Source organism: Leptothrix toolikensis (SeqCode) (assembly GCF_057922285.1).
This window is the reverse complement of the sequence record NZ_JBYSVC010000023.1, coordinates 22,826-31,793: the sequence shown is the minus strand read 5'-3', so window position 1 is coordinate 31,793 and position 8,968 is coordinate 22,826. Positions and strand designations below refer to the sequence as shown.

General features: G+C 63.0%; 10 protein-coding genes and 2 pseudogenes. 3 read left to right on the top strand and 9 right to left on the bottom strand.

Annotated features, from left to right (window positions below; all coding sequences use genetic code 11):
• Positions 1 to 188: 188 nt before the first annotated feature.
• The gene (locus AC3VI7_RS05565) at positions 189 to 2,813 is read right to left on the bottom strand and encodes an ABC transporter permease (RefSeq protein ID WP_489671417.1); all 2,625 of its coding nucleotides are present in this window, start codon (positions 2,811 to 2,813) and stop codon (positions 189 to 191) included.
• A 41-nt stretch (positions 2,814 to 2,854) separates the two neighbouring features.
• Between AC3VI7_RS05565 and AC3VI7_RS05560 the strand changes: the two genes are divergently transcribed.
• Together AC3VI7_RS05560 and AC3VI7_RS05555 are read left to right on the top strand one after the other, a co-directional pair.
• The gene (locus AC3VI7_RS05560; RefSeq protein ID WP_489671071.1) at positions 2,855 to 3,712 is read left to right on the top strand and encodes a DODA-type extradiol aromatic ring-opening family dioxygenase; all 858 of its coding nucleotides are present in this window, start codon (positions 2,855 to 2,857) and stop codon (positions 3,710 to 3,712) included.
• Positions 3,709 to 4,275 (top strand): Lcl domain-containing protein, encoded by a 567-nt coding sequence (locus tag AC3VI7_RS05555; RefSeq protein WP_489669367.1) that lies wholly within the window; start codon positions 3,709 to 3,711, stop codon positions 4,273 to 4,275. Before AC3VI7_RS05560 ends, AC3VI7_RS05555 begins: the two co-directional genes overlap by 4 nt.
• On the opposite strand, the gene AC3VI7_RS05550 is transcribed toward AC3VI7_RS05555, so the two are convergent.
• Positions 4,272 to 5,021, bottom strand: a complete 750-nt coding sequence (locus AC3VI7_RS05550; RefSeq protein ID WP_489669368.1) for a Nif3-like dinuclear metal center hexameric protein — start codon at positions 5,019 to 5,021, stop codon at positions 4,272 to 4,274. The genes AC3VI7_RS05555 and AC3VI7_RS05550 overlap by 4 nt on opposite strands.
• Before the next feature lie 13 nt (positions 5,022 to 5,034).
• Here AC3VI7_RS05550 and AC3VI7_RS05545 point away from each other — a divergent pair, with 13 nt between their 5' ends.
• Positions 5,035 to 6,168, top strand: coding sequence for a S1C family serine protease (locus tag AC3VI7_RS05545; RefSeq protein ID WP_489669380.1), 1,134 nt, complete (start codon positions 5,035 to 5,037; stop codon positions 6,166 to 6,168).
• On the opposite strand, the gene tatC is transcribed toward AC3VI7_RS05545, so the two are convergent.
• The 7 genes and pseudogenes from tatC to hisI form a co-directional block, all read right to left on the bottom strand.
• Positions 6,155 to 6,934, bottom strand: a complete 780-nt coding sequence (gene tatC, locus AC3VI7_RS05540; protein ID WP_489669369.1) for a twin-arginine translocase subunit TatC — start codon at positions 6,932 to 6,934, stop codon at positions 6,155 to 6,157. The two genes, AC3VI7_RS05545 and tatC, sit on opposite strands and share 14 nt — an antisense overlap.
• Positions 6,935 to 6,945: 11 nt before the next feature.
• Positions 6,946 to 7,095: pseudogene (tatB, locus tag AC3VI7_RS05535) on the bottom strand (Sec-independent protein translocase protein TatB); the annotation flags it as partial.
• Positions 7,096 to 7,191: 96 nt separating this feature from the next.
• Positions 7,192 to 7,416 (bottom strand): annotated as a pseudogene (tatB, locus tag AC3VI7_RS05530) (Sec-independent protein translocase protein TatB); the annotation flags it as partial.
• Between the two features lie 23 nt (positions 7,417 to 7,439).
• Positions 7,440 to 7,721, bottom strand: a complete 282-nt coding sequence (gene tatA / locus AC3VI7_RS05525) for a Sec-independent protein translocase subunit TatA (RefSeq protein WP_489669370.1) — start codon at positions 7,719 to 7,721, stop codon at positions 7,440 to 7,442.
• A 69-nt stretch (positions 7,722 to 7,790) separates the two neighbouring features.
• Positions 7,791 to 8,138, bottom strand: a complete 348-nt coding sequence (locus tag AC3VI7_RS05520; protein WP_489669371.1) for a histidine triad nucleotide-binding protein — start codon at positions 8,136 to 8,138, stop codon at positions 7,791 to 7,793.
• A complete protein-coding gene (locus AC3VI7_RS05515) occupies positions 8,135 to 8,503 on the bottom strand; it encodes a phosphoribosyl-ATP diphosphatase (protein WP_489669372.1) in 369 nt (122 codons plus the stop codon). Before AC3VI7_RS05515 ends, AC3VI7_RS05520 begins: the two co-directional genes overlap by 4 nt.
• Positions 8,500 to 8,904 carry a phosphoribosyl-AMP cyclohydrolase gene (gene hisI, locus AC3VI7_RS05510; RefSeq protein ID WP_489669373.1) on the bottom strand — a complete coding sequence of 135 codons (405 nt, stop codon included), beginning with the start codon at positions 8,902 to 8,904 and terminating at the stop codon, positions 8,500 to 8,502. Before hisI ends, AC3VI7_RS05515 begins: the two co-directional genes overlap by 4 nt.
• Positions 8,905 to 8,968 lie beyond the last annotated feature (64 nt).

Genomic DNA, 8,968 nt, shown 5'->3' with positions numbered 1-8,968 from the left:
GAGGTGGCAACGAGGCTGAAGAGTGCCCCCACAGCGATGGCGCTCAGGGCACGGGCCGAGGTGGTTTTGGAGGACATGATGAACGACATAGATGCGACTTTTGGCAGTTGTAATGGCCTTGAGCATACGCACTCCATGTGTCATGTGTCACGGTGGCGGCCCAATGAAAGCAGCTTCCTTGACAAAGATCATTCTCGGTTCGCGTGGCGCAGCGTCTCGGCCACGGGTTGACGCAGCACCTCGCGCAAGCTCAGCCAGCCCGCGCCCAAGGCCAGCAACGCACCGCCCAAGCTGCCCGCCAGCGGCAACCAAGGCCGGGGTAACCAGTCAAACCCCAGCACTTGACGGGCCAGCACGGCGCTTAAAGCGGTGGCCGTCAGCATCGCCAATCCCCCCGCCAAGGCCCCCAAGCTGAGCAGTTCGGTGCGCTGAATCTGGCGCAGCAAGCCCGAGCGTGCGCCCAAGGCGCGCATCAAGGCCATCTCGCGGGTACGCGCTTGGCGGGTGGCCGAGAGCGTGGCCAGCACCACCACCAAGCCGGCCAGCAGGGTGAAGAGAAATAGCACTTCAACCGCCAAAATCACCTGTTCGACGATGCCTTGCACTTGGCTGATCTGTGCCGACACATCGACGCTGGTCAGGTTGGGAAAGGCGCGCAGCAAACGCACATCCAAGCTCGGGCCCGATGCCGAACCAGCCGAACCAGCCGAACCAGCTGATGCCGCTGTTGTGGCTGTTGTGGCTGTTGTGGCTGGTGTGCGGTAGGCCGCGATCCAGGTGGCGGGCAACTCGGGTAAGTTGCGGCGCGGGAACATGACGAAGAAGTTGACCCGCATCGAGCTCCAGTCGAGCTTGCGCAGGCTGGTGATGCGTGCCTCGATCACCTGCCCACCGACATCAAAGCGCAGCCGATCACCCAGCTTCAGCCCCAAGGTCTTGGCCAAGCCGGTTTCGACCGAGATGGCATCCGCTTCTTCGGCCACCCATTGGCCGGCGCTGACTTGGTTATGGCTGGGCAGATCCTGGCTGTGGCTGAGGTTGAATTCGCGCTCCACCAGCCGCCGGGCTTGCTCGCCGGGGAAATCTTCCGGGCGCACGTCCTTGCCGTTCAAGGCGATGAGACGCCCCCGGATCATTGGGGCCCAGTCTTCGCCTTGAACGCCAGCAGCATGCAAAGTGCTGCGAAAGGCCTCGGCTTGTTCGGGCAGGATGTTGATGACAAAGCGATCCGGCGCGTTCACCGGCGTGGCGGCGCGCCAGCTGCTGATCAAGTCGGTGCGCAGCAGCACCAACAGGCCCAGCGCGGTCAGGCCCAGCGCCAAGCTGCTGACTTGCAGAACCACCAAAGCCGGGCGGGCGCTGAGCTGACGGGCGGTGAGGCGCAGCCACGTCGGCGCACCGACTTCTGGCACCCAGCGGCGCAAGGCCGCGACCAAGCCCCGGGCGGCGAGCGCAAACAGGCCCCAAGCCAGTGCAAAACCGCCCACCGAGACGGCGCCCAACAGCGCATCGTTGGAGGCGATCAGGATCAGCGCCGCCAAGCCACCGAGCCCCGCCAGCAACACCAGCCATGAGGCGGCGCGTGGTTCACCCAGATCACGGCGCAGTACCCGCAGCGGTGGCACTTGAGCCAGTTGCAGGATGGGCGGCAGGCCAAAAGCCAGCAGCAGTGTCATGCCCACGCCCAAGCCAAGACCCGCCGCACCGAAGCCCGGGGCGGGCAGATCCTTGAGCATCAGCCGCCCGAGCAGTTCGACAAACACCTGTTGCAGCCCCAAGCCGATCAGCACGCCAGCCAAGCTGCCCAGCAAACCGACGGTAAAGAACTCCAGCGCATAGGTCCAAGCGATTTGGCGTTGCGGCTGGCCCAAGACGCGCAGCAAGGCGCAGCTGTCCAAGTGGCGCTGGGCAAAGCTGCGCGCGGCAATCGCCACCGCCACCGAAGCGAGCAGCGCCGAGAGCACCGCCACCAAGTGCAGAAACAAGCGCGCCCGGTCGAGGGTTTGTTGCATCTCCGGCCGACCCGATTCGAGGCTGTCGATACGCACGCCGCGCAAGCCTTGGGCTTTGATGGTGGCTTCGAGGTCTTGGCGGAAACGCGCCACCTTGTCGGCTTGGGCGCTGTCACCAATCACCGCCAAACGCCAGCTGATGCGGCTCGCGGGCTGGACCAAGTCGGTGGCGGCCAAGTCGGCCTCGGCCATCATGACGCGCGGGGCAAAGCTGAGAAAACCTGCGCCCCGGTCGGGCTCATCGCTCAGGATGGCTGCGATGCGCAGCCGGCTTGATCCCAGCTCCAGCGTGTCACCGATCTTCAAGTCGAGCGTTTGCAACAGCCCGGCTTCCACCCAGACCGTGCCGCGATCAGGGCCGTGTTGGACGGTGCTTAGCGTGGGTGCTGTGCTTGCCGTGGCCGTTGTGGCGATGCCCAAGCTGCCGCGCAAGGGGTAGCCGGGGGCGACGGCTTTGAGCGCGACCAGCCGAGCGTTGCCGCCTTGGGCGTCAGGGGCCCGCGCCATGCTCGGGAAGGTGCTCATGCGCGTGTGGCGCAGCCCCGCTGCCGTGGCCGCTTGGACCCAAGCGGCCGGAATGGGTTGATCGCTGACGATGACCAAGTCTCCGCCGAGCAAGGTGCCGGCGTCGCGGCTCAGGCCCGCTTGCAGGCGGTCGGCGAAGAAGCTCACGGCACTCAAGGCGGCCACGGCCAAGGTCAAGGCCAGCAGGAGCAGGCGCAATTCGCCAGCGCGTAGATCGCGCCGCAGTTGGCGCAAGGCTTGAGCCCAAAGGTTCAGGAAAGAGGTAGAAGCTCGCATATCCGAGCCATCATGCCCGAGAACATGGTTGAATCAACGTTATGCGTACCTCTGCTTATCCCCCCAGTTTGCCGAGCCTGTTCATCTCGCATGGCTCGCCCATGATTGCCCTGGAAACCACGCCAGCGGCCTTCTTTTTGGACCGACTTGGCCCGGCTATCGAACGACTCTGGGGCCGACCGCGCGCTGTGTTGATGTGTTCGCCCCACAGCCCGGCGCGTCAGCCCCTGGTTTTGGGGGCTGCCCGGCACAGCGCCGTCCATGACTTTGGCGGTTTTCCGGCCGAGCTGTATCAGTTGCGCTACGACGCACCGGGCGAGCCCTTGGTGGCCCAAGAGGCCGCCGAGCTGATCAAAGCAGCGGGCTTGGGCGGTTGGGTGACCGAGACTTCGGGCTTGGATCACGGCCTGTGGACGGTCTTGCGGCGCATGTGGCCGGAGGCTGAGGTGCCGGTGGTGCCGCTGGCGCTGGTGCCGAGTCGCAGCCCGGCCTTGGGTGCCGCCTTGGCCCCGCTGGCTGAACAGGGGGTGCTGATCATCGGTAGCGGTGCCGCCACCCACCATCTCGGCCGCTACCCTTGGGGCCGTGATGCGAGCCAAGAGCCCGTGGCACCCGATGTTCGCGCGTGGCAAGACTGGATCGCGGCCCGTGTCCAAGAGCGTGACTGGCCCGCGCTGCTTGATTACCGCCGCCGTGCGCCGGATGCGGCCTTGCAACATCCGACCGATGAGCATTGGTTGCCGTTCTACATCGCCGCCGGTGCTGGAAGCGCTGGAGGGGCGGGGGGCAGCGAGATCGTCGGTCAGCGGCTGCACGCCAGTGTGGATGCGGGTGTGTTGGCCATGGATGCCTATGCTTTTGGCGCGGGGGCGGCAGAGCTGGCGAAGGAGTTGTCGTGAGATCACTGGCGCTTTGGGGCTTGACTGCTGCCGTGGTGGGTTGGGCGTGCGTACCTTCGCCGGTGATCAATACGCCTTTTTTGCCTTGGCGTTTTCAAGCGGTGGGCCAAGCGGATCAGGGTTGTGTGGATGACTTGCAAACCGGCTTGACGTGGGCCAACCCGGTCTACGCCGCAGGCAGCACCCCGACCTATTCGATGGTCGGCGATGGTCGCGCGCAGGACGTCCAAGCCTACATCAGCCAAACCAATGTCCAGGGCTGGTGTGGGGCCAAAGATTGGCGTCTGCCGAACGCCTCGGAACTCAGTGCCTTGCAAGCAAGCATCGTTCACGCCCCAATCCCGGTTCTTGCCATCGATTGCTCGCCCCCAGTGAACACCGGGCAGAGCTGGACGCCGGCTGCCGGAGGAGCTTCGCAGCCGATCATGCGCCAGCCATCGACGTATTGGAGCAGTACGCTTTATGGCACCGGGTATCACCAAAGCGTGACTTTTTGTGGCGTCACCAACGACTGGCGTTCAGCCAATTACCACCTGCTTTCAGCCCGGCTGGTTCGACCCTAAACGGGGTTGTCGATGTCGATGAATTGCACGTCTAGGCCCAATGTGGTGGCCAGATGCTGGCCCAAGGCTTGCACGCCGTAGCGTTCGGTGGCGTGATGGCCGCAGGCCAAAAAGGCCACGCCGGTTTCACGCGCCAGATGGGTTTGCGGCTCAGAAATCTCACCCGTGAGGTAAGCATCTGCGCCAGCGTTGATGGCGGCTTCAAAATGCCCTTGGGCACCCCCGGTACACCAGCCCAGACGGCGAATCGGCCGCGCATCACCCCGAATCACCAACGGTGTGCGGCCCAAGGCGAGGGTGATGCGGCTTTGCAGTTCATCGAGCAATAGCGCTTTTTCGGGCTGACCGAGCCAGCCGAGATCCTTGTCGCCGAAGCGGCCATCGCTCTTCAAACCAAGCTTGAGGCCGAGCTGGGCGTTATTGCCCAGGCTCGGATGGGCGTCGAGCGGCAGGTGATAGGCGTAGAGATTGATGTCGTGGCGCAGCAGTGCGGCCAAGCGCTTTTTCATCCAGCCGGTCACCCGACCATCTTGGCCGCGCCAAAACAATCCGTGATGCACCAGCAGAGCATCGGCCTTTTGTTCGATGGCTGCTTCGATCATGGCGAGGCTGGCGGTGACCCCACAGATCAGGCGTCGGACCTCGGGTCGGCCTTCGACTTGCAAGCCGTTCGGCCCATAATCCGCCCAACGACTCGCCTCCAGCAGGTTGGTGAGGTGGTTTTCAAGTTCAATCCGATGGGTCATGTCGTCTGTCTCCATGCAAAGACTCTGGTTGATTTTCTCTCAGGCGGTCACTGTCGCGGTTGCGGTGCTGTTTGTGATCGCTACCTTCAAGTCCGATTGGATGGGCCCGCCCGGTGCCGGGGTGGTCGCCATCACCGAGGTGTCGGGAGGGTCGAGTGGTGGTTCGGCCACCGCCGCCCCGGCCCTCAACAGTCTGGCCCACGCAGCAAAGCGTGCCTCACCCGCCGTGGTGAGCGTGGTGTCCAGCCAGACCCGCTCCAAGGCGGCCGAACTGGCGACTCGGCCTTTTCTCGATGACGAAGAGCCCAGCGGCGAGGGCACGGGCTCGGCGGTGATCGTCTCCAGCAACGGCTACCTGATTACCAACAATCACGTCATCGAAGGTGCCGATGACATCGAGGTGGTGCTGGGGGATCGGCGACACGTCAGCGCGCGTGTCATCGGCACCGACCCCGATAGCGATCTGGCGGTCCTCAAGATCAACGTCGATGGCCTGCCTGCCATCACTTTTGGTCAGGTTGAGTCCTTGCAAGTGGGGGATGCGGTGCTGGCGATTGGTAACCCTTTCAACGTTGGTCAGACCGTCACCTCCGGCATCGTCAGCGCTATTGGTCGCAGCGGCTTGGGGCTCAATACCTTCGAGAACTTCATCCAGACCGACGCCGCCATCAATCCCGGCAATTCGGGCGGGGCTTTGGTGGATGTGAATGGGCATTTGCTGGGCATCAACACGGCGATCTACTCCCGCACGGGGGGGAGCTTGGGCATTGGTTTTGCGATCCCCGCCTCGACCGCCCGCCAAGTCATGGATGGCTTGATCCGTGATGGGGTGGTGACACGCGGCTGGATCGGCGTGCAGCCCAGCGACATTTCCCCCGATATGGCGCGCTCCTTACACCTCAATGTTGATGATGGCGTGCTCATCACTGGGATCTTGCAAGGCGGCCCAGCCAGCAAAGCGGGCATGCGCCCCGGCGATGTGGTGATCAAGGTGGCCGGTAAGGCGGTGCAAAGCACGGCGCAACTGCTCGACACGGTGGCGGCCCTCAAGCCCAAGAGCACCGCGCTTATTTCTGTTCAACGCGGTGACGCCGCCCTTGATCTGCGTGTGCTGGTGGCCCAGCGCCCGAGGCCTACGACGCCGTAGGATTGGGCGGTGCTTGGGTGTGTTTGATGAAGAAACCGGCTGCCAAAATGCCGATTTCGTAGAGCATGCCCATGGGCACCAGCAAGGAGACCATCGAGACCGCATCGGGCGGCGTGACCATGCCGGCAACCGCAGCGGCAGCGACCCAGAAGTAGCGGCGGAAGCTGCGCAGCTGCTCAATCGTGACCAAGCCCAGTCGGGCCAAGATGATCACCGCCACCGGCACTTCAAAGGCCACGCCAAAGGCCAAAAACATCGTGATGACGAAGTCAAGATAAGCCTCGATATCGGGGCTCACGGTCACTGATTGCGGTGCCATGGCTTGGATGGCGGGGAAGGCTTGGCCGAAGACGAAGAAGTAGCAAAACGCCACTCCCGTGTAAAACAGCAATGTGCTGGTCACCACCAAGGGCAGTACCAAGCGTTTTTCGTGCTTGTAGAGGCCCGGGGCGACAAAGCCCCAAACTTGGTGCAGCACCCAAGGCAAGGCGGCCATCAAAGCGGCCAGCGCGGTGACCTTGATCGGGATGAGAAAGGGTGAGACGACGCCCACGGCGATCATCTTTGAGCCCTGCGGCAAGGCCGAGACCAACGGATGGGCCAGTAGATCGTAAAGCCCGGAAGGCCCGGGATAGAGGCACAGCAGGCCAAACACCGCACCCACGCCGTAGAGCGCCCAAAGCAAGCGATCACGCAGCTCGACCAGATGAGCGACGAAGGGCTGTTCGGTGTGATTCAACTCGTCGTGGGGGGAGGGAGACTTCATACGTTAGGCCTTCAAACCGGGCGGCGAGGCCGAAAACGTGCCACCCGCGCGGCACCCGATTGCACATGGGTGCGCACGCCCGCCTTGTGCTTGTACCAATTGGGGGTGGCACCGCGTTTGAGACGCCAATTCTTTTTGGTGCGGATGTAGGCCGGGGTGACTTGGGGATGGAGATCCCACTGCGCTTCGTCGTCATCGACGGAGCGTCCCATGCTGGACAGCGCGTGATCGACCTCTTGATGCAGATCTTTGGCGCTGCGCTCGACGTCGTGGGCGGCGCTTTCGAAGGCTTGGCGGGCCTTGTTCAGTTCATCGAGTTCGATGGAGCGACTGACTTCGGACTTGACCTCAGCCACGTAGCGTTGGGCCCGCCCCAGCATCGTGCCGACCATGCGGGCCACCTTGGGCAGGCGTTCAGGGCCGATCACCACCAAGGCGATGCCGCCGATGATGAACAGCTTGGAAAAACCGATGTCGAGCACGGTGGGGGTATCCGCTCAAAAAATCAGGATTTGTGGCGCGCTTCGACGTCGATGACGTTCGGGTCGTTGCGCTTGTCGCCGCCGGTCACTTGGGCCGGTGCAGCGGTGGCTGCGGTTGACGTGGCTGCTGCGGGGGCGGTGGCATCAGCCGCCGCCTTGTCGGTCGGAGTGCCATCTTTCATGCCGTCTTTGAAACCCTTCACGGCTGAACCAAAGTCGGAGCCGATGTTTTTGAGTTTCTTGGTGCCGAAGAGCAGCACGATGATGACCAGAATAATGATCAGGTGAGTGGTGGACAGGCCCATGACGGACTCCTTGGCAATCAAACGGGAAGATCTGAGAGAGCTGAAACAGCGGCAAAGGTCAGAAAAAACTCAGCCGTGCTTCCAAGGGCGTGGGCCGCCCATGATGTGCAAATGCAGGTGAGCAATTTCTTGCCCGCCGTCGTGGCCGGTGTTGATCAAGGTCTTAAAGCCGTTGGTCGCACCGTTGTCGCGCGCCAGTTGCGGGGCCAAAGCCAGCATGCGACCGAGCATGGCGGCATCGTCCGTACCGGCCTCGGCCAAGCTGGCCAGATGGCGCTTCGGGATCAAGAGTAGATGCACAGGTGCGGCTGGGTGGATGTCGTGAAAGGCGAGGAATTCGTCATTCTCAAAGACTTTCTTGGCCGGGATTTGACCGGCGGCGATCTTGCAAAACAGGCAGTTCGGATCGTGGCTCATGACTTGGATGGGTTGGTGCGGGCGGCGAATTCTTCCAGACCGGAAAGACCCTCACGGCGGCGCAGTTCAGCGAGCACGTCGGCGGGCCCTAGGCCAAATTGCGCCAAGGCGATCATCGAGTGGAACCAGAGGTCGGCCACTTCGTAGACGATTTTGTCAGCGGCACCATCCTTGGCGGCGATCACCACTTCGGTGGCTTCTTCGCCCACCTTCTTCAAGATGGTATCGGTGCCTTTGTGGAACAAGCGCGCCACGTAGCTGCTGCTCGGGTCCGCGCCTTTGCGCGACTCAATCACAGCGGCCAAGCGGGCTAGCGTGTCGTCGCTAGGGAACGTAGAGATGAGGGCAGGGATGGGGGTGGTCATGCTGCGTCGATGCTTTTGTAGATGCTTTGGGGATCTTTGAGCACCGGCTCGGTGGTTTCCCAGACGCCGTTGCGCAGCGTGCGGTAGAAGCAGGCGTGGCGGCCGGTGTGGCAAGCGATGCCGGGTGTGTGGCCGAGCTGCTCAATCTTGAGCAGGATCACGTCCTCATCGCAATCGATGCGGATCTCCAGCACCTTTTGCACGTGGCCGGATTCTTCACCCTTGTGCCAAAGCCGGGCGCGCGAGCGGCTCCAATACACCGCTTCGCCCTTGGCGGCCGTTAGCGCCAAAGCCTCGCGGTTCATCCACGCAAACATCAAGACGTCGCCGCTGCTGGCCTCCTGTGCAATCACAGGCACCAAGCCCTCAGCGGTCCAAGCAATGTCATCAAGCCATGTCATACCGGCGAGTGTATCAATCGTCCTGCATCGGCTCCCTTGGGGCGCTCCACTAAACTTTGCAGAT

What these genes read in the sequence shown, in the direction of transcription:
- AC3VI7_RS05565 (WP_489671417.1), bottom strand. Translation starts at nt 2,813, where the DNA reads ATGCGAGCTTCTACCTCTTTCCTGAACCTTTGGGCTCAAGCCTTGCGC.
- AC3VI7_RS05560 (WP_489671071.1), top strand. Translation starts at nt 2,855, where the DNA reads ATGCGTACCTCTGCTTATCCCCCCAGTTTGCCGAGCCTGTTCATCTCG.
- AC3VI7_RS05550 (WP_489669368.1), bottom strand. Translation starts at nt 5,021, where the DNA reads ATGACCCATCGGATTGAACTTGAAAACCACCTCACCAACCTGCTGGAG.
- AC3VI7_RS05545 (WP_489669380.1), top strand. Translation starts at nt 5,035, where the DNA reads ATGCAAAGACTCTGGTTGATTTTCTCTCAGGCGGTCACTGTCGCGGTT.
- tatC (WP_489669369.1), bottom strand. Translation starts at nt 6,934, where the DNA reads ATGAAGTCTCCCTCCCCCCACGACGAGTTGAATCACACCGAACAGCCC.
- tatA (WP_489669370.1), bottom strand. Translation starts at nt 7,721, where the DNA reads ATGGGCCTGTCCACCACTCACCTGATCATTATTCTGGTCATCATCGTG.
- AC3VI7_RS05520 (WP_489669371.1), bottom strand. Translation starts at nt 8,138, where the DNA reads ATGAGCCACGATCCGAACTGCCTGTTTTGCAAGATCGCCGCCGGTCAA.
- AC3VI7_RS05515 (WP_489669372.1), bottom strand. Translation starts at nt 8,503, where the DNA reads ATGACCACCCCCATCCCTGCCCTCATCTCTACGTTCCCTAGCGACGAC.
- hisI (WP_489669373.1), bottom strand. Translation starts at nt 8,904, where the DNA reads ATGACATGGCTTGATGACATTGCTTGGACCGCTGAGGGCTTGGTGCCT.